23 protein-coding genes and 1 tRNA gene are annotated in these 26737 nt (G+C 64.4%); 17 read left to right on the forward strand and 7 right to left on the reverse strand.

The genetic code is table 11. The features are described 5' to 3' along the window. Positions 1-95: 95 nt before the first annotated feature. Positions 96-1202, forward strand: a complete 1107-nt coding sequence (locus C479_RS13670; protein ID WP_007703715.1) for a DUF4367 domain-containing protein — start codon at positions 96-98, stop codon at positions 1200-1202. A 67-nt stretch (positions 1203-1269) separates the two neighbouring features. Here C479_RS13670 and C479_RS13675 read toward each other — a convergent pair whose 3' ends face one another. The 3 genes from C479_RS13675 to C479_RS13685 form a co-directional block, all read right to left on the reverse strand. After that, positions 1270-2067: a VOC family protein gene (locus C479_RS13675; protein ID WP_007703717.1), complete on the reverse strand. Its 798-nt coding sequence runs from the start codon at positions 2065-2067 to the stop codon at positions 1270-1272. 95 nt (positions 2068-2162) lie between these two features. Then, positions 2163-3887, reverse strand: coding sequence for a Na+/H+ antiporter NhaC family protein (locus C479_RS13680; RefSeq protein WP_049907330.1), 1725 nt, complete (start codon positions 3885-3887; stop codon positions 2163-2165). Positions 3888-3970: 83 nt separating this feature from the next. Next, on the reverse strand, positions 3971-5083 hold the full coding sequence (locus tag C479_RS13685) for an OBG GTPase family GTP-binding protein (RefSeq protein ID WP_007703723.1): 1113 nt from the start codon (positions 5081-5083) through the stop codon (positions 3971-3973). 327 nt (positions 5084-5410) lie between these two features. On the opposite strand from C479_RS13685, the gene C479_RS13690 reads away from it, so the two are divergent. From C479_RS13690 to C479_RS13700, 3 genes are all read left to right on the forward strand, one after another. After that, positions 5411-5614: a VNG_1110C family protein gene (locus tag C479_RS13690; RefSeq protein ID WP_007703726.1), complete on the forward strand. Its 204-nt coding sequence runs from the start codon at positions 5411-5413 to the stop codon at positions 5612-5614. Between the two features lie 81 nt (positions 5615-5695). Next, positions 5696-6412, forward strand: coding sequence for a DNA repair and recombination protein RadB (radB, locus tag C479_RS13695; RefSeq protein ID WP_007703728.1), 717 nt, complete (start codon positions 5696-5698; stop codon positions 6410-6412). 168 nt (positions 6413-6580) lie between these two features. Beyond that, a complete protein-coding gene (locus C479_RS13700; protein ID WP_007703730.1) occupies positions 6581-7393 on the forward strand; it encodes a hypothetical protein in 813 nt (270 codons plus the stop codon). Between the two features lie 40 nt (positions 7394-7433). Here C479_RS13700 and C479_RS13705 read toward each other — a convergent pair whose 3' ends face one another. Continuing rightward, complete coding sequence (locus C479_RS13705) at positions 7434-8591, reverse strand: CBS domain-containing protein (protein ID WP_007703732.1); 1158 nt, start codon at positions 8589-8591, stop codon at positions 7434-7436. Positions 8592-8838: 247 nt separating this feature from the next. Between C479_RS13705 and C479_RS13710 the strand changes: the two genes are divergently transcribed. The 3 genes from C479_RS13710 (at position 8839) to C479_RS13720 (ending at position 11123) form a co-directional block, all read left to right on the forward strand. After that, positions 8839-9219 carry a lycopene cyclase domain-containing protein gene (locus C479_RS13710; protein WP_007703734.1) on the forward strand — a complete coding sequence of 127 codons (381 nt, stop codon included), beginning with the start codon at positions 8839-8841 and terminating at the stop codon, positions 9217-9219. Between the two features lie 254 nt (positions 9220-9473). Next, on the forward strand, positions 9474-10223 hold the full coding sequence (locus C479_RS13715; RefSeq protein WP_007703737.1) for a CAP domain-containing protein: 750 nt from the start codon (positions 9474-9476) through the stop codon (positions 10221-10223). An 81-nt stretch (positions 10224-10304) separates the two neighbouring features. Continuing rightward, positions 10305-11123: a YihY/virulence factor BrkB family protein gene (locus tag C479_RS13720; RefSeq protein WP_007703740.1), complete on the forward strand. Its 819-nt coding sequence runs from the start codon at positions 10305-10307 to the stop codon at positions 11121-11123. An 82-nt stretch (positions 11124-11205) separates the two neighbouring features. Here C479_RS13720 and C479_RS13725 read toward each other — a convergent pair whose 3' ends face one another. After that, positions 11206-12483, reverse strand: coding sequence for a hypothetical protein (locus C479_RS13725; protein WP_007703744.1), 1278 nt, complete (start codon positions 12481-12483; stop codon positions 11206-11208). A gap of 215 nt (positions 12484-12698) precedes the next feature. On the opposite strand from C479_RS13725, the gene C479_RS13730 reads away from it, so the two are divergent. The 4 genes from C479_RS13730 (at position 12699) to C479_RS13745 (ending at position 16941) form a co-directional block, all read left to right on the forward strand. Beyond that, a complete protein-coding gene (locus tag C479_RS13730) occupies positions 12699-14306 on the forward strand; it encodes a succinic semialdehyde dehydrogenase (protein ID WP_007703746.1) in 1608 nt (535 codons plus the stop codon). Next, positions 14294-15427 carry an SDR family oxidoreductase gene (locus C479_RS13735; protein WP_007703749.1) on the forward strand — a complete coding sequence of 378 codons (1134 nt, stop codon included), beginning with the start codon at positions 14294-14296 and terminating at the stop codon, positions 15425-15427. Before C479_RS13730 ends, C479_RS13735 begins: the two co-directional genes overlap by 13 nt. A gap of 449 nt (positions 15428-15876) precedes the next feature. Beyond that, entirely contained in the window at positions 15877-16107 is a 231-nt protein-coding gene (locus C479_RS16845) for a hypothetical protein (protein ID WP_083893869.1), read from the forward strand. A 324-nt stretch (positions 16108-16431) separates the two neighbouring features. Further along, on the forward strand, positions 16432-16941 hold the full coding sequence (locus C479_RS13745) for a universal stress protein (RefSeq protein ID WP_007703750.1): 510 nt from the start codon (positions 16432-16434) through the stop codon (positions 16939-16941). Between the two features lie 428 nt (positions 16942-17369). On the opposite strand, the gene C479_RS13750 is transcribed toward C479_RS13745, so the two are convergent. Next, positions 17370-17444, reverse strand: a tRNA-Val gene (locus tag C479_RS13750). Positions 17445-17652: 208 nt separating this feature from the next. Here C479_RS13750 and trpD point away from each other — a divergent pair. Genes trpD through trpG form a run of 4 tightly spaced genes read left to right on the forward strand, consistent with a single transcriptional unit; the run spans position 17653 to position 21738 of the window. Further along, complete coding sequence (gene trpD, locus C479_RS13755) at positions 17653-18657, forward strand: anthranilate phosphoribosyltransferase (protein ID WP_007703753.1); 1005 nt, start codon at positions 17653-17655, stop codon at positions 18655-18657. After that, a complete protein-coding gene (locus C479_RS13760) occupies positions 18654-19361 on the forward strand; it encodes a phosphoribosylanthranilate isomerase (RefSeq protein ID WP_007703755.1) in 708 nt (235 codons plus the stop codon). Before trpD ends, C479_RS13760 begins: the two co-directional genes overlap by 4 nt. After that, the gene (trpE, locus tag C479_RS13765; protein ID WP_007703757.1) at positions 19358-21088 is read left to right on the forward strand and encodes an anthranilate synthase component I; all 1731 of its coding nucleotides are present in this window, start codon (positions 19358-19360) and stop codon (positions 21086-21088) included. The genes C479_RS13760 and trpE overlap by 4 nt, the downstream gene beginning before the upstream one ends. After that, complete coding sequence (gene trpG, locus C479_RS13770) at positions 21085-21738, forward strand: anthranilate synthase component II (protein WP_007703760.1); 654 nt, start codon at positions 21085-21087, stop codon at positions 21736-21738. Before trpE ends, trpG begins: the two co-directional genes overlap by 4 nt. Positions 21739-21804: 66 nt before the next feature. On the opposite strand, the gene C479_RS13775 is transcribed toward trpG, so the two are convergent. Then, positions 21805-21999: a hypothetical protein gene (locus C479_RS13775; protein ID WP_007703763.1), complete on the reverse strand. Its 195-nt coding sequence runs from the start codon at positions 21997-21999 to the stop codon at positions 21805-21807. Between the two features lie 173 nt (positions 22000-22172). On the opposite strand from C479_RS13775, the gene C479_RS13780 reads away from it, so the two are divergent. Next, complete coding sequence (locus C479_RS13780; RefSeq protein ID WP_049907413.1) at positions 22173-23051, forward strand: amidohydrolase family protein; 879 nt, start codon at positions 22173-22175, stop codon at positions 23049-23051. A 561-nt stretch (positions 23052-23612) separates the two neighbouring features. Next, on the forward strand, positions 23613-26651 hold the full coding sequence (locus C479_RS13785) for an adenosylcobalamin-dependent ribonucleoside-diphosphate reductase (protein WP_394295150.1): 3039 nt from the start codon (positions 23613-23615) through the stop codon (positions 26649-26651). The last annotated feature ends 86 nt before the right edge of the window (positions 26652-26737 follow it).

The following is a 26737-nucleotide window of genomic DNA, read 5'->3' on the forward strand; positions in this document are numbered from 1 at the left end:
CGGATCCCCCAGTTTCTCGGCACCTATCGATATTGAAATCTGCGGCGAAGGGGAACAATTTTTACCTGACGGGTTAGAACTGTTACGTGACGACAATGGTCTTCCGACGAACACTGTTAGTCTGTACAGTCGCTGCCCTCCTGCTCTTTGCGGGTTGTCTGGGGCCGTTCGCCCCGGACGAGGGAAGCGAGACCGAACCAGAATCCGAATCCCTCGATGCGGCCGAACTGGTCGAGCGATCGCAGTCGCGCAACGCGTCGTCCGGCCCACTTCACGCCACCATGACGACGTCGATGAGCGACGGCACGGAGACACAGTCTGTCACCTACGAGGTCTGGCAGCGCTCCGCCGGCGAGATGCGCATGGAAGTCGTCGATGCCGACGAGGGACTGGGCGCGCCGGACGTGATGGTCCTCGACGGGTCGACCACCTGGATGTACGACGAGGACGGGAACCGAGCCGTCCGGATGGATATGGGATTCGATCCCGAGGAGATGATGGAGTTCGGTGAGCAGCTGAACGACGTGGCGTTCGACGGGATGGAGGCCGAACGCGTCGGGACCGACACCGTCGCGGATCGGCCGGTCACGAAGGTCGAACTCACCGGCAACGAGTCCGGCCTGATGCCCAGTGAGATGACCCTGTGGATCGACGACGAGACCTACTACCCGCTGAAACAGGAGATGGAGATGCCGGGCCAATCGGGGGTCACGATGACGATGACCTACGATGAGTTCGACCCGGATGCGGAGCTCTCCGACGATCGGTTCACATTCGATCCGCCCGAAGACGCCGAGGTCCTCGACTTCGACGATCTGCCGACGGAGACCCACGACGACGTGGAGTCGGCCGACGAAGTCGTTCCGTTCGATCTGCCGGAGCCGACCGTGCCCGAGGCGTACACGCTCAACAGTTCGATGACGATGCAGAACCTCCAGGGCTGGTCGGCCTCGCTCCAGTACACGGACGGAGCTGACGACCATCTCTCGGTCTCCGTCGCCCAAGCGTCGGGCAACGCCATGCTTGGGTTCGGCGGCGAGACTATCGAGATCGGAGACGTCGAGGCGACGAAAACGAGCACCGAACTGTTGAACATCTCGTCGACATCGATCAGGTGGACGAACGACGATCTGATCTACACCGTCAGCGGCACCGCCGACGAGGAGACGCTCCGCAGCATCGCCGAATCGATCGTCGAGTAACGCCGCAGATCGTGGTGTCGGCTACCTTTTCTTCGACCCGGAACGCGCAGCCGAACCGTACCGCGAGTCAGAACGGGAACAGCGAGTCGGCCGCCGGATCGCGTTCGAGCAGTTCGATCTCGTGGCCGTCCTGGTCGCGGGTGAACGCGTACAGGTGGTCACAGTCGGCTGGCTCGCGGTAGTCGTCGGCCTCCCGCGTCTGCAACTGGTCCCAGTCGTCCTGGAGGTCGTCGACCCGTACGCAGAGGTGGCCCCAGCCGTCGCCCTGTGTGTAGGATCGGCCGTCGTAGTTGTAAGTGAGTTCGACGGCCATCGCCTCGTCGGCGGCGTTGCGGGGTTCGACGAAGTAGTTCGCGAAGGAGTCGGCCTCCCAGCGGCCGACCTCGTCGTACTCGAACTTGCGGGTCCAGAAGCCGAGCGCGTCGTCGGCGTCCTCGACGCGGATCATGGTGTGGTCGATCGACCACAGCGCCCCCTCGTCGGGAGAGCGCTGGACGATCTCGATCTCGTGGCCGTCGGGATCTTTGACGAAGGCGTAGTGGCCGCCGCAGGACTCGGGGTCGCGGTAGTCCGCGACGCCCTCGTCCATCAGCTGGGCGTAGTAGTCTTCGAGTTCCCCTTCGGGAACCCGCACCGCAATGTGCCCCCACGCGTCACCGATCTCGACCTCGTCCGTCCCGTGGTTGTGCGTGAGTTCGAGCAACGCGCCGTCCTCGTGCATGTCCTCGGGGCCGAGGTAGACGAGGGTAAAGTCCTCACCCTCGTGGCGGTCTTTCTCTTCGTAGTCCAGATGTGTCTGGTACCACTCGAGCGATTCTTCGAGGTCCGAAACGCGAATCATGGTGTGGTCGACGATGCCGTCCATGGGCGTGCGTACGCGGTCGTGGCGAAAAAACGTGTGGAAGGCGGCAGGGAGGCCGAGTCGCGCACGATCATTGAACCGTTTGGTCGAACCGACGTCTACTCGGTCTGGGAGCCGCCGTCGACAGACACGTCAGACTCCGACCCGGGCGTCACCGGATCCCCGGCGTATTCCGATCCGTTAGCGGCGATCGGTTCGACACCTTTTCGACGCGCGTCGAATTCCGAGAGGCCGTAGACCAGGCCGGTCAGGAGCACGACGCCGATCGGGAGCAGGACGAACGGCGTGATGCGGGTGAATCCCCAGACGGTCATCAACAGCGCCGAGACCAGCCCGACCGTCAGCGCGTACGGTATCTGGGTTCGGACGTGGTCGATCAGATCTGCCCCGGTGAACGTCGCCGAGAGCACGGACGTGTCCGAGATCGGCGAACTGTGGTCGCCGAAGATCGCGCCGGAGAAGATCATGCCGACCACGGCCGAGACCATCGTGTGATCGCCCGTCATCGACCAGGCGACGGGGATCGCGATCGGGGTAAGGATGCCCATCGTCCCCCAGGCGGTCCCAGTCGAGAAGGCGATGAAGGCAGCGGCGCCGAGAACGACGACTGGGAGTACTTCGGCGGGGAGCGAATCGCCGATAACGTTGGCGACGAATCCGCCGGTATCGAGTGCGGTGACGGCCGTTCCGATTCCCCAGGCGAGGACGAGGATCGACACGGCCGTGAGCATGAGCCCGAACCCGTCGATCGTCGCGTCCGTCGACTCGCCCGCGTCCATGATACCGTAGACCTTTCCGAGGACGAACCCGGAGGCGACCATGGCGAACGAGCCGTAGACGAGCGCCGAGGCGTAGTTCGCTTTGATGAACGCGGTGTACACCGTGTCCCCCGGCCTGTCGAGGAACGAGGTCAGCGGCTCGGCGGGGAAGCCGGTCCAGAGGGCCGTTCCCAGGGTCACGACGGCAAGGACGACGACGGGAGTGAAGAAACTCGCCAATCGCGGATTCTCCGCGTGCGGATCGCCGAGATCGCCCTCGACATCCTGCATCGGCTGGGCGTCGTCCCGGGTCACCTTCCCGGTCGAGCGCGATCGGTGTTCAGCAGTGAGCATTTCGCCGTAATCACGACCGGTTACGACGATGATGAGCACCATCACGATCGCCAGGATGGCGTACATGTTGTAGGGAATCGACTGGAGGAAGATCTCCATCTCTTCGGGCTCCTCTGCGAGGCCGAGTTCGTCGTATGCATCTCTGATTTCGCCGAGCTGGAAGGCGATCCAGGAGGAGATCGCGAGCGTCGCGACGGGCGCGGCGGTCGAGTCGACGACGTAGGAGAGTTTCTCCCGCGAAACGTGCAACTCGTCGGAGACGTCCTTGATCGTCGAGCCGACGATTGCCGTGTTGGCGTAGTCGTCGAAGAACATCACGAGCCCGAGTAGCCACGCCGCGAACGTCGCACCGCGCTGAGTCTCGATGCGCTCTAATGCCCAGTCGCGGACGGCGTAAGAACCGCCGAGATTCCAGATCATCGAGACGCCGGCACCGAGCAGGAGCGTGAAGATCAAGATCTGGACGTAGAAGCCGTCGTCAGCCATGATTCCGTCGACGATCCAGTCGAACGTCGTAAAGATCCCGAAGCCGTCGGCGGCGACGCCCCGGCCCCATCCGACAGGGTCGTCGAGCGGGCTCGGTCCGCCGGCGTAGAGGACCGCCCCCGACCAGATGCCCAGGAACAGCGATAGCACCGCCTTTCGCGTGATGATCGCCAATCCGATCGCTAGCAATGGTGGAACTAGCGACAGGATGCCAAATTCTGACATGCTCGACAGTAGCAAGATAGGGGATAATAAGTGTATGTGTTGCTGGCAGGGTAGTAAGTCTCGTCGGCTGCGTGAACCGTCGATTACCGCCGCAGAATCAGCTTCAGAACGTCTTCGTCTTCGAGGACGTGGTCGGTGCCGACCTGCTGTTCGTCGTGGGTGGCGCTCGGCCCGGAGACGCGGGCGAAGCGAAAGCGCTCCTCCATCTCGCCGCCGAGTTTCTCGATGGCTTCGCCGATGGTGGTCCCCCGTTCGACGACGAGGGGCTCTTCCCAGTCGACGCCGCGGCCGGGTTTGTCCATGTAGACCCGAATGAGGTCGAGTTTCTCCCAGATCCGGTCTTTGAGGACGTCGAGTCCCTTCTCCGCCTCCGCGCTGATGAACGTGACTTCCTCCGGGTCGAGGTCGCGCTCCCTGAGTTGCTCGTCGACGGTCTCCTTGTAGGTGGGATCGATCAGATCGACCTTGTTCACGCAGGTGATCGAGGGGATGTACTCGCGGTTTTCCATCAGGCCGTCGATGAGCCGGTCGATGGTGAGGGTCTCCTGGAGGTTGAGCACGGCGTTGACGTAGCCCTGATCGCGAAGGACGTCTTTGATCGTCTCCTCGTCGAGTTCCTGATCGGCGCTCGACGTGATCTTGATGCCGTCTTTGATCTTCGGACGGACCGTCACCCGCGGCGGCTCCTCGTCGACGCGGATGTTGATGTCGTACAGCTCCTCCTGGAGGCGGTCGTACTGGTCGATCTCGAACACCGAGAGGACGAAGACGATCAGGTCGGCGTTCCGGACGACGGCGAGCACCTGCTTGCCGTCGCCCTTGCCGGTTGCCGCGCCCTCGATCAGTCCGGGGACGTCGAGCAACTGGATGTTAGCCCCGCGGTGGTTCAACATCCCCGGGTTGACGTCCAGCGTGGTGAACTCGTAGGAGCCGGTCTCGCTCTCGGCGTTGGTCAGCGAGTTCAAGAGTGAGGACTTACCGACGCTTGGGAAGCCGACCAGCGCGACGGTCGCATCGCCATGTTTCTCGACCGAGTAGCCACCGCCGCCACCGGAGCCGGACTGCTGTTTCTCGAACTTCTCCTTTTTCTCCGCGAGCTTCGACTTCAGCCGGCCGATGTGGGCCTCCGTCGACTTGTTGTAGGGCGTGTTGGCGATTTCGTCTTCGATCTCGCGGATCTCCTCCTCGAGCCCCATATACCACAACGGAACCGGTCGGCTCGAAAAACCCTTTCCATGCTGATCGGCTGGCGGCCTTCGGTTCGTATCGGGTCGTCCCGTTCGCGCCGATTGTCGGTCGTTCGTCGTTCGCGTTCGTCGACTGATCGACGGACCGTCATCCCCTTCAACAACTGACCGATCGATCGTCGTCCTTCATCGACGACTGGCCGACCCGTCGACACCGCATTCACGAGCACGCCTGCGCACCGAGAGCCAGATCAGTACACGGACGGCCGCCTGGGGTAGCTTCCACTGGAAACTGCTTTCGGTACGTATAAACGGTCTCTTCGAAAACCCTCACACATGCCCAGCGCGTCGATGCTGCGCGACAGCACGCAAATCGTCATTCGGAGGGCCACCCTCGACGATCTGGACGTGCAGCTCGACGATCGGTTCACGGTCACCGTCGTCGCCGAATCCGACGAGTACTACCGGATCATCGGGAGCCCGGTCGAGATCAAGGACGTGACCGAGTTTCTCTCGACCCGCGGTGTCAACCTTCGGTAGGGCCGCGTCGTCGGGTCGTCGATTGCCACCGCAACTCGACCGTTCCGGGACCTTTTTGCGGCCGCTCGCGAATATCACTGTGTGAACGACGCCGCGATCTCGACGGGGTGTGCGCCGGTCGACGACCTGCTGGGCGGTGGGTTCGAACGCGGAGCCGTCACGCAACTGTACGGTCCACCGGCGGCTGGAAAGACGAACCTCGCCCTCTCCGGCGCCGTCGAGGCCGCTGCCAACGGTGGGACGGCGGTGTACATCGACACTGAGGGGCTCTCGGTCGAGCGGTTCGAACAGTTGCTCACCGCCCGTGTCGACGGCGATGCCGACGATATCGCGAACGCGGAGTCGATCGCCTCACAGATCGTCATCGAGGACGCGCTCGACTTCGCCGAACAGGCAGAAGCCGTCCGCGACGTCGAGGAGTTCGCCGAACGGGCTGACCTGATCGTCCTCGACAGCGCGACCGGCTTCTATCGCCTCGAACGTGCCGGCGATGCCGAAGCCGGTGACGCGCTCCGGCAGGTGACCAGCCAGGTGACACACCTGCTCTCGCTCGCTCGTAAACACGACATCGCCGTCGTGATCACCAACCAGGTCTTCACCGACCCCGACTCGGATCGAACCCGCCCGCTCGGCGGTAACACCTTAGAACACTGGACCGGCGCCATCCTCCGGATCGATCGTTTCCGCGGCGGAAACCGGCGCGCGACGCTCGAGAAACACCGGGCGAAGCCGGCCGGTGAGTCCGTCCAGTTCGCGATTACGGACGAGGGCCTCACAGGGAACGACCAGCAGGTGTGAGGCCGCTCGGCGAGCCGGGGCGATTTTCGCCGTCGATAGCGCTGACCGGCTACCCTGACCGGCCGGTTCGGACCGGCTCCACCCACCGTCGATCCGAACCAGTTCTCCCCCGCAGCCGGTTCGGTTAGGCCGGAACGGTTATTCGAGACCGCTCGAATGGCCTGTGGTATGGACAATGTTACCCGACGGACGCTGATGAGTGCCGTCGCAGCGGGAACCACCGCCGCGGTGGCGGGTTGTACCGGCGATTTGCTCGACGACGATGCGGATTCGAGTGACGAGACGGATGCCGCCTACGAGGAGTGGCTCGCCGCAGATCTTCTCGTCGATATGGATGCTGGAACCGTCATCTACGCTGATCTCGCTCGGATAACCGATACCTGGCCGGACGAGGCGCGTTCGGAACTGAATCTCGACTCGTTGACCGACAGCCTCGGCGTGTCCGCCGACGACGTAGACGGCATGCTCGTCTTCCAGACGAGCGGAACGGGGGTCGTTCTGACCGGCTCGTTCGATCGCGACGCGGTCGTCACGGAACTCGCCGGCGAGGCGGAGACCGAAACTGTCGGCGACTACGAAGTGGTCAACGGGGCGATCGCGATCGGCTCGGACGCGGTCGTTATGAGTTCGGACTACGAGACCCTGATCGACGCTCGGAACGGGGACGTCGATCGCATCTCGGACGTCGACGAGGAGTGGAATGCGGCGCTCTCCGGTGTTGCTGGCGCCGCGATGTCGGGTGTCATGTTCGACGACGCCGAGTCGTTCGAGTTGATGGGGATCACGATGGACGCCGATGGTACCGATATCTCGATGGAAGCGCGAGCCCACTACGCCGACGCGGAGACGGCCGAGGCCGAAAAGGCAGACGCCGAAGCGCAGGCGCAAGCGGAGTTCGTCGAGAACGGGGAGATACAGTCGATTCGCGTGGACGGGAACGTGGTCGTGATCGAGGCGGTACTCTCCGACTTCCAGTTCTGAAATCGCAGGTTGTCAGCTTGCGATCGGTCACTTCGTCGGCTCAGATCTCGTTTAACTTCCGGAGGAGCTGACCGCGGTACTCCTCGTCGCTCGTGATCCCTTTCAGCTCGAGGACGTTCCGTTCGAGTTTGTCCAGAGCGACGCGGAAGGCGCTGTCGGCGCCGTAGCCCTCGCCGGAACCCGCGAGCTGGCCCTTGTTCGTTCGGAGTCGGATCTGACAGCGAATCAGGGGCTGGCCGCGGAGTTTCTCCTTGTGCTCGTGGAAGCGGACGTGGGCGTGCTGGACCTGCATCTTGGCGTACTTGTCGACGACCGACTCGATGCTTTCGACGACGTCGGTCCGACTCATCGAGCCCAGCTGGGAGATGTTCGTGATCTGGACGTCCATCTGTTCTTCTTCGGTGTAGGTGAGCGCGCGGAGGACGTCCGTCTTGGTGATCACGCCGTCGATCTGTCGCTCGTCGTCGGCCGGCGTCACCACGAGCCCCGCGTAGTCGAACTCGAGCATGGTCTCGACGGCCGTCTGCACGGTCGCGGCGGACTCGATCGTCTCGACGGGGCTGTTCATGATGTCGTAGACCGGGACGTCGAGCATGCGCTCGTTGTCGCCGACCCGGTCGCCCTGGGTCATCCGTTCGTTCTCCCGGATGACGAAGTCGGCGATGTCGTGAGTCGTGACCATTCCCGTCAGGTAGCCGTTTTCGTTCCGAACGGGAAGTCTGGAGATGCCGTTCTCGCGAAGCTGGTTGATTACCTTCCCGACGCCGTCGTCCTCGGTCACCGTGATCGGCTCAGCGGTGTAGACGTCCGCGACGGTGATCGCCGACAGGTTCTCGAGGACGGCCTCGAGGACGGCATCGTCGGTGATGACGCCCCAGAGATCGCCGTTTTCGAACACGGGGGCGATCTTCGCGTTGCCCTCGATGAGGATCCGGGCGGTCTCACGAACGTCCTCGTCGCGATCGACCGTCGGGGCCGGCGCCGATCGACTCGGCTTGAGCAACGCAGCGACCTTCGCGTCGTCCTCGACGTGGCTCTGGAGCACCTGGCGTTCGCTGATGACGCCCTCGTACTCCCCGTCGTCGGTGACGATGATCCCTTTGGGGTTGCCGTTCTCGAACTCCGCTCTGACTTTCCCCATGCGCGTCCCGACGTCGATCTCGAGGTGGTCACGGGTCGCAATATCAGCAATATTCATCGGTCCGTTCTGTCCTTTCGGCCCGACGGTAATCAACATATTGACTGTGTGGGTCGATAGCACCTGGCTTCCAGACACGTCCGCTATCGTGGACCGAGAACTGCTCCTCCTGCCATATCGGTCGCCTATTCCGTCCTGGTGTCGCCTGGGACGGCGTCCCTCGCAGGAGCGGGGTGCTACCTGCGAGGGGGTAGCACCCCACTCTCGGAGGCCCGGGCTTTTTCGCCGGCCTCGTCGGGGACACTGTATGGTGTCACCCGTTACCGGCGTCACTCGGTTCGTCAGGGCGGCCGTCGGCGACGAGAGCGAGCGTGTCCGTCCGGATATCGGTGTCTTTGGTCGCTTCACGTACCTCGTCACCGAACTGTTCTGGGGGACGATCGCGTTCGTCGCACTTCGGCGGACCGGCTCCCTGAGACGAGCAGCACGGACCATCGTCGCCCTCTATCCGATCGCGTACGTCTGGGATCGATACACTCTCTCCGTCGGCGTCTTCAGCATCGAGTTACGAACGGGCGTGGACGTCGCCGGCATTCCCGTCGAAGAACACCTGTTCATGGTCGTCGTCCCCGGGCTCGTGTTGGCCATCGACGGGCTCGTTCACGAACGGCGATCGGAATCCGGGTGATCGGACCTGCCACGGCGGCAACTGCGCTCACTGGCCGCGGGCGCTGGGATCGTGTGCGGCCCAGACAGTGAAAACGGCGCGTCGCGTGAGGCCACCGGCTGCGGGCACGATATATCGTGAACTGTCCGGCTCCCTGACCGGAACCACTGCCGTCGGAGTCGGACACTGCCACGTACACATGAACGTGCGTTCTCGACCGTTCACGTAACGCTCGCGTACGCGCTGTAGGGTCGGGCGAAAACCCACAGGTCAATATGGCCGCCGACCCAACGGTCGAGGCGATGGACACGCGGTCTGATCCCGATCGAAACGCCGCCACAGGACCGCAAGGGGACCGGGCACTGCTCGGTCTCGTCCGGTTCGTGTTGACGGTGATCGTCCTCGTTGGCCTCGTCTTCGCAACCGTCACCGTGGCGCCACAGTTCGTCGACGAGGTCATATACCAACAGAGCGCGATCGAAACCGACGCGCCGCCCGCAGCGGGTGATCACAACCCGTCGATCCAGCACGCCGACAACCCGGGGAACACGACCTACGAGGGGGTTGCGACGGTCCGGAGCGAGCACGTCGAGGACTACGTCCACTACCGGATCAACGACATTCGGGCCGAACGCGGCCTCGACCCGCTCGTCTGGGACGGGACGATCGCGTCGGTCGCGCGTGCACACAGCGAAGACATGGCCGACCGTGAGTACTTCGCCCACGATAACCCGGACGGACAGAGCCCGCTGGACCGCTTCGAGACGACTGCGGACTACTGCTACGAGTACGGCGAGAACATCGCCCAGAACTGGGTCGCCAGGTCGGTCGAAACGAGCGACGGCGGCACCGACCGCTACCGGACGGCCGAGGAACTGGCCGACGGCCTCGCAGAACAGTGGATGAACTCACCACCCCATCGGAAGGCGATCCTCACCGAGGGTTGGGATCGCGGCGGGGTCGGCGTCTACATCACGGACGAGGGGAAGGTCTTTGCCACGCACAACTTCTGCACCGGGTGGTGACTGTGTCGGGGCGCCGCCGATGAGTGGTGGCTCAGCCGCGAACCAACACTCTCGGGATGACACCGATCCGAGGGGTAAGCCGTGAACGCGGCCGCGCTCTCCCGGGCGGCACGCGACGTCTATCGCGTCGCGACCGACCGCGAGGTCACGGTACTCGCGGCGGCGTTCGCCTACTACGCGTTCGTCTCGATCGTGCCGACGGTCGTCCTCGCACTCGTCGTGAGTTCGATCGTCGGCGGCGAGGCCATCGCCGCCGCACTCGTCGAAGGGGCTGGCGACGCAATGCCGGCCGTCGGTGTGGCACTCATCGAGGAGGCACTGACCGCGGAGTCGGGGCGGGCACAGGCCACGATAATCGCGCTCGTCGTAGCTGTCTGGGGAGCGCTCAAGGTTTTCCGGGGACTCTCGATGTCGTTCGACCGAATCTACGGAACCGACGCCGAGAAGTCCTTCACCGGCCACTTCGTGGACGGGATCGTCGCGCTGGTCGCCGTGGCCGGCGGGTTCGCGGCGATGATCGGTGTCGGCCTCTTCCTCGGCTTCGCTGCGGCGTACGTCCCCTTCGGGAATCTTCTCGGCCTGGTCGGCCTGCTCGCCAGCCTGACGCTGGTCTTTCTGCCGATCTACTACGTCATGCCGCCGGTCGACGTCTCGATCCGGGAGGTGCTCCCGGGCGTCCTCTTCGCCGCCGTCGGGTGGACTGCCCTCCAGATCGGCTTCCAGTTCTACGCGTCGAGAGCCGGCCAGTACGAGGGGTACGGGGCCGTCGGCGGGATCCTCCTGCTTCTCACGTGGCTCTACCTGGCGGGCATCGTCATCCTGCTCGGTGCCGTCGTCAACGTCGTCTGGGCCGAAGCCGTCGCCGTGACCGAGGAGGGGGCCGTCGAACGGGTGGCCTGAGTGTTACTCTCCACTGAGCGGTGAGCGACGATATCGTCGAAGCGGTCCAGGCCGTCGGAACGAATCCGGCCACCTGTCCCGGTTAGTCGTCTGCGAGGGCGAGTCCACGCTGGATCGCGACGCTCACGCCGACGAGTCCGAGCCCGACCACGAGCAATCCGGCCGATTGCCAGGTGAGCATGCCGAACAACCCCTCGAAGAGCAATCTGACGAATTGGAGCGCCGCCTCCGGCCCGTCGGCGTCGTCGATGGCCGAGCCGACCGCGCCCTCGGTCACCCGGGCGCCAACGAGACTGACGAGACCCACGACGGCAGCCCCGAGCCCGATCGAACGCGCCGCGACCGCGGGTGGGAACCGCAAGGCGACGATCGCCGCTGCGCCGAGCGCGACGAGCGGCAGGACCATCGTGAGCGTTCCGGCCAGTCCCGTCGCCCGCTGGGCCGTCTCCATGGAACTGCGTTCCTGGGAGCCAAAGTCCTCCGTGAGATCGATCGTCGAGGGGACCTCCTCGCGGAGTCGCGTCTCGGCCTCGTCGAGGGCGGCCGCACGCAGGTCGTCCATTCCTGTCTCGACGGCGGTGACGTACGAATCGTAGCCGATCTCGCCGGTCAGCGCGTCGATCCGTGCGGTCATGATCGTCCGGACGGGTGCCTCGAACGACGCCGGAAGCGTGCCGTCTTCGACGGCCGCCGCGAGCTGCTCGTCCTGCGTGGCGATCAGGTCCGCCCTGATATCCTCGCGGCGATTCTCGTACTCGCGGTCGAGCTGTTCGTCGGTCATCGGGAACGGTGTCTCCTCCTGGATGCGCTCTTTGACTCGTTCTTCGAACGCCTGTCTGTGCGCCAGAAACTGGGACTCACTCTCGGTCATCTCCTCGATCGCGGTCCCGTGATCGGCCGCCATCTCGTCGGAGCCGACGTTCGCGAGCGTCTCGTCGAAGTCACTGGGGCGCAGCGTCTCGAGTTCGGGTTCGAGTTCGTCCAGTACGTTCTGGACGACGGGCTCGGTCTCGATCTCGAGCGTGAGCGTCTCTCGGTCGCCGTCGAGATAGGCGTAGAACCGATCCATGTTGGCCTCGACCTGCGTGCGAACGTAGTCGCTGGTGATCGAGTCGGCGAGGATGTCGTCGACGGACCGGTCGATGGGAAGTGCCGCCGTATCGACCGAGTCGTTCGCCTGTATCTGACGCTCGATCTCGCCTTCGAGCGACCCGTGGAGCTTCGCTTCGTCGGCGGTGTCGGCCGCGTAGTCTGCATCCATCACCGTCTGGTCGGCGGCGATGAGGACGTTGGCCGACAGCAGCGCACTGGAGAAGACCATCCCCAGGACGCCGAGCAGGACGATCCGTTGAAGATTCACGACAGAGTGATGCTCCTACTGGATGATAAGCGCTGTTGCCGTTTCGTGGACCCCTGGATACTTCACCTGTCCCACTCGATCGCGTCCGGGAGCTCGGCGAAGTCACCGCCGTCGTAGCGATACGTCCCCCAGCCGGCCGTCTTCGCTCCCTCGATATCGGTCGCGGCGTCGCCACGCGCGTCAACTTATTAGGTTTCCTCAGTGATAGGCCACGTATGACCAGTTCGATGGGTTCGACGCCGGTATCCGACACTGGACTGTCGCCGGCGCGTTTCGAGCGGCTCGCCGAGTGCGTCGGGGGATCGACGGGACGCGCAGACGGGTCGACGGAGCACCAGTCGATCGCTGTCCGGACGCCGATCTCGGACGAGGCGATCGGGACGATTCCGGCGTACGAGTCGGCCGACGTTGCGGCGGCGGTCGAGCGCGCTCGCCGTGCCCAGTCGTCGTGGGCGGCGATGCCGGTCGAGGACCGGGCGGCCGTGATCGAACGCTTCGGGGACCTCGTCGCCGCCAACCGCGACGAGTTGCTCGATATCGTCCAGCTCGAGACGGGCAAAGCACGCCACCACGCGTTAGAGGAGGTCGTCGACGTCCCGCTGACGTGCTCGTACTACGCCTCGGCGGGTCCTGGCGCCATCGCCGACGACCGGCGATCGGCGCCGATCCCGCTCGCGTCCTCGGCGACCGTCACTCGTGACCCCGTCGGCGTCGTCGGCGTTATCTCCCCGTGGAACTACCCGCTGACGCTCTCGATGACCGACGCGATTCCGGCGCTGCTCGCAGGCAACGCCGTCGTCTGCAAACCCGACGCGAAGACGCCATACATCGCCCTCGCCCTCTCGGAACTCCTCGAGGAGGCCGGCTTGCCGGCCGACGTCTTCCAGATCGTCACCGGCGAGGGGGCCACTGTGGGGCCGGCGCTGATCGACGCGGTCGACTACGTGGCGTTCACCGGCAGCACGGAGACTGGACGCATCGTCGCGGAGCAGGCGGGTCGCAACCTGATCGATTGTTCGCTCGAACTCGGCGGGAAGAACCCGATGATCGTGCTGGGCGACGCGGACGTCGGGACGGCGGCCCGTGGCGCCGTGAAGGGCGCGTTCACGAACGCGGGGCAGCTCTGTCTAGCACCCGAGCGGATCTACGTCGACGAGCGCCGATACGAGGCCTTTCTCGACGCATTCGTGGGTGCGACCCGCCGGCTCTCGATGGGGCTCGCGTTCGACTACGGGCCGGACGTCGGCTCGCTCATCGACGAGACTCACCTCGAATCCGTCAGAGGCCACGTCGAGGATGCGGTCGAGGACGGGGCGTCCGTCGTCTCGGGCGGGCGGTCACGGCCGGACGTCGGTCCGTTCTGCTACGAACCGACGATCCTCACGGACGTCGACCCTGACGACCGCGTCGCGTGCGAAGAGACCTTCGGGCCTGTCGTCTCGGTCACGCCCGTCACCGGTGCCGACGAGGCGATCGAGCTGGCCAACGACACGGAGTACGGATTGAACGCGAGCGTGTGGACGGGCGACCGCGCCCGTGGGAGGGACGTCGCCCGAAAGATCGACTGCGGCACCGTCTGTGTGAACGACCCCTACACGATCGGGTGGGGTTCCGTCGACGCGCCGATGGGTGGCTTCGGCGACTCCGGACTCGGCCGGCGACACGGTCCCGAGGGCATCACCCGCTTTACGGAGGCGCGCACGATCGCCACCTCGCGAGTCGGGCCGCTCGACGCCCCGCCGGGCGTCCCGACCTGGCTGTTCGCCCGCGCGTTCACCGGGCTCTCCGCTGTCCAGCGCCGCCTCACGCGGTGGTTGTCGTGAGCGACCTGGCAGTCTTTGTCACCGGCTTCCCGGGCTTTCTGGGCTCGGCGCTGGTCGAACGCCTGCTCGCCCGCGGCGACGGCCCGATCGCCTGTCTGGTCCAGCCCCACCACGCCGAGGCCGCTCGTGATCGTGCGGACGAGATCGTGGCCCAGATCGACGGTGTGGGCGACAACGAGGACACCGCTGGAGATGACGGTGGGGACGGCGACCAGATCCGCCTCTACGAGGGCGACATCACCGACGCCGATCTGGGACTGGGAGACGACCGGGACGAACTGGCCGGCGTCTCCGAGGTCTACCACCTGGCGGCGGTCTACGATCTCGGGGTCGAGGCCGCTCTGGCGGAGGCCGTGAACGTCCGTGGGACCGAGCACGTCCTCTCGTTCGCCGAATCGGTCGACGTCGAGCGCTTTCACTACGTCAGCACCTGTTACGTCAGCGGGCGGTACGACGGCGTGTTCACCGAAGACCACCTCCGGGAGGGCCAGTCGTTCAACAACCACTACGAGGAGACGAAGTATCGCGCCGAGGTCGCCGTCCAGGAGCGCATGGCCGCGGGCCTCCCGGTGACGATCTACCGCCCCGCCATCGTCGTCGGCGACAGCCGGACCGGCGAGACCGAGAAGTTCGACGGCCCCTACAACCTCGTTCGGCTGCTCCTCGCCCAACCGCGCTGGTTCTCGGCGACCTTCTCCCTGCCGAACTCCGGCGACGCCGAACTGAACGTCGTCCCGCGCGACTTCGTCGTCGACGCCATCGCGCATCTCAGCGCCCGCGAGGACGCCGTCGGCGAGGTCTACCAGCTCTGTGACCCCGCGCCCCTGTCCGTCCCGCGATTCGTCGATACCCTGGCGGCGGCGACGGATCACCGGACGGTCCGCCTTCCGACGCCGAAATCGGTCGCGGTGGGCGCGATGGAGGCCGCCGGCCGCCTCGGAATCGACACGGACCCGTACACCCTCGACTACCTCGATCACCCGACGCGCTACGCCTGCCCGAACACCACGTGGGCACTCGCGGACAGCGACATTTCGGTCCCGCCGTTCGAGTCCTACGCGGATCGACTCGTCTCCTTCGTCCGCGAACACCCGGATATCCGGGACGAACCGATGATCTAGCAGCTTCCCACCGTCTCGCCACCACTCTGCGGAGGTAGCCGACATGAGGTACCTGGGGTAGGAAGGAAAGGGGCTTTTGGCCGTAATTGAGTCGTCGCAGTTGTCCTCTCCATCTCCGGCCAATCACTGCACAACTAAGATAGTTTCCAACTAATCGACGATAATTATATTGTGGTTCGAATTGACGTGTTGAACGGAAGCCACGCTCCATTCAGTCGCGGGGGCATGCGCGTAGAAATGTCCCGGGTGTTCAAGGCACCCGAGACGTGGCTTCCGAATTCCCCTGACAGGGTATCCTTCCACCATGAGACGGAATTCACCACCGAGACAAAAAGCTCTCGCACACCAGTGGTACAGTCAGCCGAAGCATTACCTCGAATTCGTCTGGGATTCGAAAGCCGGAGTCGACGATCTGGTTCTGCGACTCGGGAATCTGAAGGTGAACTGAGATGGGGCGCTACGACTTCGACGAGCCGCGGCCGGACGACCCGTGCCCACGCTGTGGGGCAGATCTAGAACAAACCTACTGGGCGATCCTCAGGGCGGTCCACGACGGACCGTTATCCGAGCGGTATCGGGATTCGGAGAAACGGATGTGCGTGGATTGCCTTGCAGCACTCGGGAGGCTGGAGTTCGATACGGGGCGGGTGGCTGGAGGGGGTGGACAGCGGTCAGCGTGAGGGATCAGATAGTGAGTTTGGGTACAAGTTAGAAAAAGCCGCCTCCGAGGAAGCCTTCATCATCCCCGCCGAATTCTTCGGGCTCTTTTCCAAAGTTCTCTTTCCGTTTGTGGACGAATACGACCGTTCGTGTACGTACTCTTCTTCGGGGATCCACGCGTCAACGAGGGTTACATCCTCATCGAATAACTGCCAATCTCCGCTTATCATGGACTGACCCATATAATGGCGATTGGTTGAAGCTTTTTCGCGCACCAACTTCGACATTTCCCACCGCGTGGAAAGGGTCAAAAGTGGTTCCGCTACCCGGGACAATAGTGATGTATGACACTCGTTGTTCCCTTCGATGGCTCGGCGCTCGCTGAGGCGGCACTCGTCCGTGCCACGGAGTTCGGGAACGTCTTCGACGAGGACGTCTTGGCGGTCAGTGTCATCCCGAAGGGGAACGCGGACTACGCGAGAGAACACGGCTGGATCGAACCCGACGAGGCGTTCGACATGACAGCTGTCGTTTCGACGATCCACAGGCAAGTGATCGAGGTGTGTCCAAGTGCCAACTTCCGGCACAAGGTCGTGAGTCGATACGCGCCCGCCGGCACGATCGCCCTTCGACTGCGGAACGTTGCGCGCGAGGAAGACGCGTCCATGGTCTTCATCGGCAGCGAAAACGCCGGCCGTCTCGTTGCTGCAGTGAGTAGCGTCGGGCGAACTGTTGCCACCGACGAATCCTACGACGTCGTCATCGTTCGACACCGACGCCCGGCCAAAATTGCCAAACTCAGGGAGGTCTCGCCGCACAAGAGCCCAAAATCTGACTTTTATCTTCCTGGCTAGCTCACGACTGTGCCGGAGCGGTATTTTCACGAGGTGGAACCGGCTGCTCGTGACCCTCTCAGTTTGGGCTCGATCGGCACGATCGCGTTCGAGTGCGACATCTCCGTGACAGCGTCGAGCGACGCACTCGTCGCGTCGCTCACGGCTTCGCCGTTCGCTTTTTCGTGGCACAAAGCGCCGTGCGACGCTCCTCGCACGTTGTCGCTCGAAAAGTGGGTTGGGGCAGCGTTGAACAACGCCAAGACGTTCCGGCTCGCTCACTACGTTTGTTCACGGCTCCCGTCGGTCGCCGTTCGCTATCCGAGGCGGTCACTTCGTTCCCGCCTCGCGTTCACTCCCGGGCTGCGACTTGTCTCGTTCAACTCTTTTCACCCACGTTTCCGACGCGCAGACTCGTCACTCCATTCCTCGTTGGTGCGTCGGAAAAGTGGGTTGGGGCAGAGTTGAACTGCCGATCTCCTCCATGTCAAGGAGGTGTCATAACCAGACTAGACTACCAACCCATCTGGCCTGCGTTTCCCTGCACTCGATCGTAGCCCGCCCCCGTAATTGAAGGTTTCGAATCGATCGACGGGCGTGGGTCGTTCGCACGGGGAGTTTGATCCCTGCCACTGCCGCTTCGGTGTCTCGATCGAGTCCACGCTCCGGTACGCTTAAGTTGGTGTACTCTTTTGTACATTGTAAGACAAAGACGTTCACCAGTGATTCCCTATGCAGGCCCACGTCGAACGCGTCACGGACGGCATCGATCTCGATCAACGACAGGCGAGAGCGGCTGCGACGTCGCTCTTCGACGAAGCGACCGACGCCCAGATCGGCGCACTGCTGGCCGGATTGCGCGCGAAAGGCGAAACCGAGGCGGAGATCGCCGGATTTGCAGAAGGGATGCGTGAGGCCGCGCGCACGGTCAACCCGGACTGTGAAACACTCGTCGACACCTGCGGGACCGGTGGCGACGACTACGACACGATCAACGTCTCCACGACGAGTGCGATCGTGGCCGCTGGCGCCGGGGTTCCGGTCGCTAAACACGGTAACGCCGCAGTCTCGTCGTCCTCCGGGAGCTCCGATGTCCTCCAGGAACTCGGCGTCGAGCTCCTGTCCGAGCCGGCCGCCGTGGAGGCGGCGATCGAACGCGACGGGATCGGCTACCTCCACGCGCCGGCGTTTCACCCGGCGATGAAGGCTGTCGCTGGCCCGCGGACGGAACTGTCCATGCGAACGATCTTCAACGTCCTCGGCCCGCTGACCAACCCTGCGGGGGCCACCGCCCAGGTGATCGGCGTCTACGACCCGGACCTCGTCCCGGTCCTCGCGAACGCGCTCGCGCGGATGTCCGTCGAGCGTGCCCTCGTCGTCCACGGTGCGGGGACCGACGAGATCGCCATCCACGGCCCGACGCAGGTAGCGGAGGTGACCGGCGAGACCGTCTCGGAGTACTCACTCACGCCAGCCGATCTGGGTCTCGACCGCCACGCGATCACCGACATCGAAGGCGGTTCGCCGGCGGAAAACGCCGCCGCCCTCGAAGGGATCGTCACCGGGGAGGTCACCGACGCGCGTCGCGACGTCGTCCTCGCGAACGCCGGCGGGGCGATCTACGTCGCCGACGAGGCGTCGACACTCGGGGATGGCGTCGACCTGGCCCGCGAAGCGATCGAAACCGGTGGGGCCGCCGCGACACTCGACCGACTTCGCGGCGTACCCGCACGATGACACCTGTCCACGGTGACGACGGCCCTGCGAAATCCACCGACGTCGTTCGGCGACCGCGCGTCAAAATCTGTGGCCTGACTCGCCCGACTGACGTCGACGCGGCGGTCGCGGCGGGCGCCGATGCGGTCGGCTTCGTCTGTGACGTTCCGATCGAGACGCCGCGTGCGATCGACGCGGAGCGTGCAGCCGCGCTGGTCGACCGGACGCCACCGTTCGTCACGACCGTCCTCGTCACGATGGCGACCGATCTCGATCGGCTCGAACAGTTCGCCGCCCACGTCGACCCGGACGCGATGCAGCTCCACGGCGAGCGGACTGACGAAGAACTCGCCTCGCTGGCGTCGTCCGTCCCCGTCGATCTCCTCCTCGCCGTCGACGCGGCAGCTGGCGACGTTCCCGCCCACTACGACGACCGGGCGGACGCCCTCGTGGTCGACTCTGCCACCGACTCCGGGGCGGGTGGCACCGGCGAGACCCACGACTGGCACGTGACCGCCGAGCGAGTGGCGACGCTCTCTTCACCCGTCGTCCTCGCCGGCGGGCTGACACCCGAAAACGTCGCCGATGCGGTTCGGATCGCAAACCCGTTCGCCGTCGACGTCTCGACGGGGGTCGAGGCGACCGGCGGCGTGAAGGACCATGACGCGATCGACGATTTCATCGAGCAGGCCAAGATGGCCGCCGGCCGAACGGGGTGCCCATGACGGAGCCGCAACTCTCGCTCGACCGGGCATCGTTCGTCGACCTCGCCGAAGCCGCTGGGGAACGCCCGGTTATCGTTCGAACCGAGGCCGAACTCGACGTGGAGACGACGCCGATGGCGGCCTACGCAGCACTCTCGGGGCGGAGCGCGACTCCGATGGCGGCGAACGCGTCGGTCAGCGAGCGTGAAGATCGCTACGCCTTCCTGCTCGAGAGCGCGGAGAAGACGGCGTCGAGCGACCCGGACGGGGCGTTTCGGCCGACCGATGCGACGGGGGCGCGCCACGCCCGTTTTTCCTACGTCGGCTACGATCCGGACGCCGTCGTCACCGTCACGCCCGACGGCACGTCGGTCGAGGCGCTCTCGCCGGACGCTCCGGTCGAGCTGGTCGAAACCGACGCGTCGGGTGACGTCGTCGACGCGCTCAGAGCTGCCGTGCCGGACGTCACCCTCGCCAACCCGCCCGCTCGCGACCGCCAGCACCTGGACGGCGGCCTCGTCGGCTTCCTCGCCTACGACGCGGTCTACGACCTTTGGCTGGACGACGTGGGCGTCGACCGACCGGAGTCGCCGGTGCCTGACGCCCAGTTTCTGTTGACGACGAAGACACTCGCTTTCGACGAACGAGATGGAACGCTCTCGCTCGTGTTCACGCCGATCGTCGAGGCCGACGACGACCCGGGTGCGATCTACGACAACCTGCGGCGTGAAGCGACGCGCGTCGCGGACACGCTCGCCGACGCCGAGGGGCCGAAGACGGGTGGGTTCGTCAGCACGGGCGAGCGCGCGGGCGATCGAGCAGACTACGAAGCGGTCGTCCAGCGGGTGAAAGCGCACGTCCTCGACGGCGACATTTACCAGGGCGTCGTCTCGCGTACTCGAGAGCTCGCCGGCGAGATCGATCCGCTCGCGCTGTACGAGTCGTTGCGCGAGTGCAACCCATCGCCGTATATGTACCTGCTCGACCACGGCGACCGCACCGTCGTCGGCGCGAGCCCGGAGACGCTGGTGTCGGTCCACGACGAACGGGTCGAGGCGAACCCGATCGCGGGGACTTGCGACCGCGGGGCGACCCCGGTCGAGGATCGCCGCCTCGCGGGGGAACTACTCGCCGACGACAAGGAACGCGCCGAGCACACGATGCTGGTCGATCTGGCCCGCAACGACGTGCGCCGTGTCTCGGAGCCGGGGTCGGTTCGCGTCGAGGAGTTCATGACCGTCCGCAAGTACAGCCACGTCCAGCACATCGAGTCGACCGTGACGGGCGAACTCGCTTCAGGGGCCGACGCGTTCGACGCGACGCGGGCGACGTTTCCCGCCGGAACCCTCGCCGGGGCACCGAAAATCCGCGCGATGGAACTCATCCACGACCTCGAGGAGCGCCCGCGCGGCCTCTACGGCGGCGGCGTCGGCTACTACTCGTGGACCGGCGACGCCGATTTCGCGATCGCCATCCGGACGGCGACGATCGATCACGATGCGACGGTCCCCTCCGAACTCGATTCGGACCCGGAGCGTCGCCACGTGGACGACGGCGGTTGCGATCGAGTCACCGTTCGAGCCGGTGCCGGCCTCGTCGCCGACAGCGACCCGGCCTCGGAGTTCGAAGAGACCGAACAGAAGATGGGCGGCGTGCTGGAGGCGATCGAGCGGATCACGGCCGACCCGCCCGGCGACGAGTCGATCGCCACCGACTCCCCGGGCCGTTCGCTGGAGGCGAACCGATGAGCGCGGCTGAGTCGTCAGAATCGACCGCGGATTCGTCAGACCCGACGGGGGACTCGTCGAAATCGGTCGACGATCCGTCCATTCTCGTCGTCGACAATTACGATTCGTTCACGTACAACCTCGTCGAGTATCTGAGCGCTCACGCGGAGGTGACGGTCGTCACGAACACGGCCTCGCTCGAAACCATCCGCGATGCCGACCCGGACGGGATCGTCTGCAGTCCGGGGCCCGGCCACCCGGCGAACGACCGGGATGTGGGCGTCACCCGCGCCGTCCTCTCCGAATTGAGTCCGTCCACCCCGACCCTCGGCGTCTGTCTGGGGCTCGAGGCCGCCGTCTACGAGTACGGCGGGTCGGTCGGGCGGGCGCCCGAACCTGTCCACGGAAAGGCCTCGCCCGTCCACCACGACGGCGAGGGCGTGTTCGCCAGCCTCGAGCAGGCGTTTCCGGCGGGACGGTATCACTCGCTGGTCGCGACCACGGTGCCGTCGTGTTTCGCGGTGACGGCGACGACCGACCACGACGGCGAGTCGCTCGTAATGGGCGTTCGCCACCGATCGTATCCACTCGAATGCGTCCAGTTTCACCCCGAGAGCGTCCTCACCGGTGTCGGTCACGCCCTCGTCGAGAACTTTGTGCGTTCCGTATAGCCTGAGCGACGCGTCACGGGCTCCCTCGGCTGCGTATACCGTGGCTGCACCGGGCGGTTGGACGCCTCAACCCAGGTAGCCGATGGCCATGAACGCGCCGAGGAGGATCGCGGCGATCACCGCGAGTCGAATCGCGAGGCTGACGGCGAACTTGACCACGGAGACCGTCGCGACGACGGCGACGATCGCGAGAACCCCGAAGAGTACCGGTGACTCCGTCGCGAGCGTCTGCGCGGGTTCGACGATCGGTGAGACGACCATACCCTACTACTGACCGATATCGTCGTAATCGTTTCGGTCTGCGTGACGATTTCACCTCGGGGGTGCGGTGATTTCTGAGCTGGGGTTATCTGTATGGTCAACGAACGAGATTGGACTGTGTGACGTCGGTCGAAACCGGATTGATTTACGTGGTTCGCGCCGAAGCGGGTGGTATGACCCTGCCGACGGCACTCGAGAACGCGGACGGACCGCGGGCGATCGACACGCACGCCCACCAGCCGACGAGCGAGTTCCTGCACGACGCTGGCGGGCAGATGATGCAAGACGCCGCCGATCGGTTCGGCGCCGATCTGGAGACGGACACCTACGAGAACATGATCGCCGAGTACCGCGAGGCGGGCGTCGGTCGCACAGTTCTGCTCGGCTGGGACGCCGAGACGAACACGGGAAATCCGCCGGTACCCAACGACTACGTCGCCGAAGTGCGCGACGAGCACGACGACTTCTTCATCGGTTTCGGCTCCGTCGATCCGCTGAAGGACGATTGCGTCGAGGAAGCCATCCGGTGCGTGGAAGATCTGGACCTCTCCGGGTTCAAGTTCCAGCAGATCGCGCAGGGCTTCGATCCGTCCGACCCGGAACACGACGAACTCTTCGCCACCATCGAGGACCTCGGCGTACCCGTCGTCTTCCACGGTGGAAACTCGACGTTGGGCGCGTGTTCGGCCGGTGGTCGCGGTCTCAAGATCAAGTACGGAAACCCGATGCTGATTGACGACGTGGCCGCGGAACACCCTGACCTGCAGATCCTTATCGCACACCCGGCGTTCCCGTGGGAGAAAGAACAACTCGCCATCTGCCAGCAGAAGGGCAACGTCTACATGGATCTCTCGGGGTGGATGCCCCGCTACATCGACGAACAGGTCGTCCACTACGCGAAGAGCCTCCTCAAAGACAAGGTCATGTTCGGCACGGACTACCCGATGATCGAACCAGAGCCATGGCTCTCGCAGTTCGCCGAGCTCGATTTCTCCGAGGAGATCCAACGGAAACTCCTCTGGGAGAACGCCGAGGAGTTCTTCGGGTTGTAACGATCACCGGCCAGCCCGTCGCTTGGTCGATCGGCATTGCCGTTAGTCGAAAGAGAAATCCACTTGATGGAACCGAGATAGCCAGTCCGTGGTTCACTTTCACTTCGCTTTGAACACCGTTAAGAGTGATACCGTCCTACTTGAGGTCGAGGCGGAACGTCGATGGGATGCGTTCGTACCCCGAACTGCACAGCGACAGCCTTACCAAACAAATTCACTTTCAGTACCTAAATCCTACTTGTGGAGTGGGTTTTGGACGTTTGTCTCGGTTTGATGCCGACCGCGCCCCCTTTGTGCTTGGAGTGCCTATCACTAGGCGACATGCTACGTGGTTTCGCGGAATATTCTGTGTTACGTGACATTCTTGAAATCGGTACATTAATAGAGTAGCTCATACACCAATTGGGCGTCTTCAACCATGCAAGTGAGTACCCGGTCCGACTGTCGAAATGGCCCCCGGAGCCCCGAACGAGGTGTGCGCGCGTGAGTGAGTCAGACCGCGCAGTGGACGAGATCACACTACCCGTCAAGCGCAACGAGGGAGAGACCCTCGCAGACCGCATGACGGACAACGCCTACGAGAACATTCTCCCTGCCCGGTACCTGCGCAAGGACGCCGACGGCGAACTGATCGAGACGCAGGAGGACCTCTTCGATCGCGTCGGCAAGAACATCGCCCTGGCCGAAGCGGTCTACGAGGCGAACAACCAGGATGTCGAGATCACGGTCTCCCCCGACCAGTTGAAGCCCGACCACCCCCGTCGGGACGAGCTGGCTGCCGAGGTCTTCGGTGCAGGCACCACCGTCGAGGATGATGTCGAAACCACCCTCACCGAACACAACGTCAACAAGTTCGCCTACGACACGATCGTTCCCGAGCTTCCGGCGTCCGTCCGCGAGCACGTCGAGGACGTGACCGAGACGTTCGTCGAGGGCATGTCGAGCCTCTCGTTCATGCCGAACTCCCCCACGCTGATGAACGCCGGTGACGAACTCCAGCAGCTCTCGGCGTGTTTCGTCATGAGTCCCCAGGACGACCTCTCGAACATCCACGAGACGGCCAAAAAGGCCGCAGAGGTCTTCCAGTCCGGCGGCGGCGTCGGCTACGGGTTCTGGCAGCTGCGACCCTACGGCGACTCGGTCGGCTCAACCGGCGGCATCGCGTCGGGCCCGATCACGTTCATGCGGACGTACGACCAACTCTGTGAGACGATCGCCCAGGGTGGCACCCGTCGTGGCGCCCAGATGGGCATCATGCGGGTCTCACACCCTGACGTCATCGAGTTTATCCACGCGAAGAACAAGGACGTCTCGCTGGCCCACTGTCTGCGACTCAACGACCCCGACGACTACACCTACACGACCTTCTCGGAAGCACTGGAGGAAGCCCGCGGCCTCATCGACGAGGACGGTCGCGTCCCCAAGCACCTCCGCAACGCCGTCGAGGGCCACCTCTCGAACTTCAATATCTCCGTCGGTGTCACCGACGACTTCATGGATGCCGTCCAGAACGGTGGGGAGTACACGTTCACCAATCCCCGAACCGAGGAGCCACACATCGCCACGGCAGAGACCAAGGAGATGTACAGTCGGTACGACCTCGGCGAGCACGTCGAGGTCGGCGAACCGCTCTCGATTCCTGCCGAACTCGTCTGGGAACGGATCGTCGAGGGCGCCCACGAGAACGGCGAACCCGGCGTGATCTACTTAGAACGGGTGAACAAGGAACACTCCTTCGACGTCGAGAAACATCCCGACCACCGCATCAAGGCGACGAACCCCTGCGGTGAACAGCCGTTAGAAGAGTTCGAGGCCTGTAACCTCGGCCACATCAACCTGAGCACCCTCGCCAACCTCGACGCGCCCGACTGGCGCGTCTGGGCCGACGAGCACGCAGACGAGTACCCGAGCCAGGACGCTGCCATCGAGGCGTTCCTCGAAGAGGCGATCGACTTCGAGGAGTTCGACGACCGCATCGAGTACGGCACCCGCTTCCTCGAGAACGTCGTCACGATGTCCGATTTCCCGGTCGACGAGATCGAGCAGACGGTCCGCGACATGCGCAAGATCGGGCTCGGTATCATGGGGCTGGCCCAGCTGTACGTCCAGCTCGGTGTGCGCTACGGCAGCGACGCGGGCAACGAGATCGCCCGCCAGCTGATGACGCACATCAACCACGAGGCCAAGTGGACCAGTCACGAACTCGCGCTCGAACGCGACTCGTTCAACGACTGGGACGACTCGAAGTACGCCGATCCCCAGGAGTACCGTGAGTGGTTCGAACAGCAGACGGGCCTCGATGCCGAGAAGTACCCCGACGGCTTCCCGATCCGCAACCACAACGTCACGACGATCGCACCGACGGGCACGACCTCGATGGTCGGCAACACGACCGGCGGCTGCGAGCCCATCTACAACGTCGCCTACTACAAGAACGTCACCGACGACGTCCAGGGCGACGAGATGCTGGTCGAGTTCGACGACTACTTCCTGCGTACCCTGGAGGACAACGACATCGACGTCGATGCCGTCAAAGCCGAAGCCCAGGAACAGATGGCCAACAACGAGTTCGACGGCGTCGAAGGACTGGAGACGGTTCCGGACGCGATCGGCGAACTGTTCGTCATCACGGCAGATATCTCGGCCAAGCAACACGCCGCCGTCCAGTGTGCCTGTCAGGCCGGCGTCGACTCGGCCATCTCGAAGACGGTCAACGCCCCCAACGATTCCTCGATCGAGGACGCCAAGGAGGTCTTCGAGTGGGTCTACGAGAACGGTGGCAAGGGCGTCACCTATTACCGCGACGGCACGCGCTCGAAACAGGTCCTCACCACGCGCGCGGACAACGCCGAGTTCGCCGACGAGGACGAGGCCGCCGAGGTCATCGTCGAGCAGATTCGAGACGTCTTCGGCAGCCTCGAGGCCTTCTTCGAGAGCGAGGACGTCCAGTCGGTCGCCGAGGACGAACTCACTGCGCTGCTGTCCGCCGATGTCGACTACACCGAAAAGCGTGAGCGCCCCGATTCGCTGCAGGGTGTCAGCCAGCGTATCGACACCGGCTACGGCAAGGTCTACGTGACGATCAACGAGGACCCCGAGACCGGCCAGCCGTTCGAGCTCTTCGCCAACATCGGCCACTCCGGTGGCTTCACCAACTCCTTCACGGAGGCGCTCGCGAAGGTCATCTCGACCGCACTCCGGTCGGGCGTCGACCCCGAAGAGATCGTCGACGAACTCTGTGGCACGCGCAGCCCGAAGGTCGCCTGGGACAAGGGCGAACAGATCCAGTCGATTCCGGACGCGATCGGCACCGCGATGCGACGGTACCTCGCCAACGAGATCGACAAACCGTACCCCAAACAGCAGACGCTCGGTGAATCCGCCGACGACGTCACGACTGACGCCGATGCCAGTGCGACGTCGGTCGCACCGGACGAACCCGAACCCGACGGCGGCGCCGCCACCCATCAGTCGGCCGACGCCACGCAGGACCTGATCGACGCCGGCGAGTCGCCAGAGTGTCCCGACTGTGGCTCGCTCTCGCTGTACTTCTCCGAAGGCTGCAAGACCTGCGAGTCTTGCGGCTGGAGCGAGTGCTGAGCGGCCACTGACACTTTTATTGTCCTTCGTCCGACGCTGTTCGGCCCGTCCTGACGGACCCGATAGCTTCATGGGCGACGACGCGA

Source organism: Halovivax asiaticus JCM 14624, assembly GCF_000337515.1.
GTDB lineage: Archaea > Halobacteriota > Halobacteria > Halobacteriales > Natrialbaceae > Halovivax > Halovivax asiaticus.

What these genes read in the sequence shown, in the direction of transcription:
- C479_RS13670 (WP_007703715.1), top strand. Translation starts at nt 96, where the DNA reads ATGGTCTTCCGACGAACACTGTTAGTCTGTACAGTCGCTGCCCTCCTG.
- C479_RS13675 (WP_007703717.1), bottom strand. Translation starts at nt 2,067, where the DNA reads ATGGACGGCATCGTCGACCACACCATGATTCGCGTTTCGGACCTCGAA.
- C479_RS13680 (WP_049907330.1), bottom strand. Translation starts at nt 3,887, where the DNA reads ATGTCAGAATTTGGCATCCTGTCGCTAGTTCCACCATTGCTAGCGATC.
- C479_RS13685 (WP_007703723.1), bottom strand. Translation starts at nt 5,083, where the DNA reads ATGGGGCTCGAGGAGGAGATCCGCGAGATCGAAGACGAAATCGCCAAC.
- C479_RS13690 (WP_007703726.1), top strand. Translation starts at nt 5,411, where the DNA reads ATGCCCAGCGCGTCGATGCTGCGCGACAGCACGCAAATCGTCATTCGG.
- C479_RS13700 (WP_007703730.1), top strand. Translation starts at nt 6,581, where the DNA reads ATGGACAATGTTACCCGACGGACGCTGATGAGTGCCGTCGCAGCGGGA.
- C479_RS13705 (WP_007703732.1), bottom strand. Translation starts at nt 8,591, where the DNA reads ATGAATATTGCTGATATTGCGACCCGTGACCACCTCGAGATCGACGTC.
- C479_RS13710 (WP_007703734.1), top strand. Translation starts at nt 8,839, where the DNA reads ATGGTGTCACCCGTTACCGGCGTCACTCGGTTCGTCAGGGCGGCCGTC.
- C479_RS13715 (WP_007703737.1), top strand. Translation starts at nt 9,474, where the DNA reads ATGGCCGCCGACCCAACGGTCGAGGCGATGGACACGCGGTCTGATCCC.
- C479_RS13730 (WP_007703746.1), top strand. Translation starts at nt 12,699, where the DNA reads ATGACCAGTTCGATGGGTTCGACGCCGGTATCCGACACTGGACTGTCG.
- C479_RS16845 (WP_083893869.1), top strand. Translation starts at nt 15,877, where the DNA reads ATGGGGCGCTACGACTTCGACGAGCCGCGGCCGGACGACCCGTGCCCA.
- C479_RS13745 (WP_007703750.1), top strand. Translation starts at nt 16,432, where the DNA reads ATGACACTCGTTGTTCCCTTCGATGGCTCGGCGCTCGCTGAGGCGGCA.
- trpD (WP_007703753.1), top strand. Translation starts at nt 17,653, where the DNA reads ATGCAGGCCCACGTCGAACGCGTCACGGACGGCATCGATCTCGATCAA.
- C479_RS13760 (WP_007703755.1), top strand. Translation starts at nt 18,654, where the DNA reads ATGACACCTGTCCACGGTGACGACGGCCCTGCGAAATCCACCGACGTC.
- trpE (WP_007703757.1), top strand. Translation starts at nt 19,358, where the DNA reads ATGACGGAGCCGCAACTCTCGCTCGACCGGGCATCGTTCGTCGACCTC.
- trpG (WP_007703760.1), top strand. Translation starts at nt 21,085, where the DNA reads ATGAGCGCGGCTGAGTCGTCAGAATCGACCGCGGATTCGTCAGACCCG.
- C479_RS13775 (WP_007703763.1), bottom strand. Translation starts at nt 21,999, where the DNA reads ATGGTCGTCTCACCGATCGTCGAACCCGCGCAGACGCTCGCGACGGAG.
- C479_RS13780 (WP_049907413.1), top strand. Translation starts at nt 22,173, where the DNA reads ATGACCCTGCCGACGGCACTCGAGAACGCGGACGGACCGCGGGCGATC.
- C479_RS13785 (WP_394295150.1), top strand. Translation starts at nt 23,613, where the DNA reads ATGACGGACAACGCCTACGAGAACATTCTCCCTGCCCGGTACCTGCGC.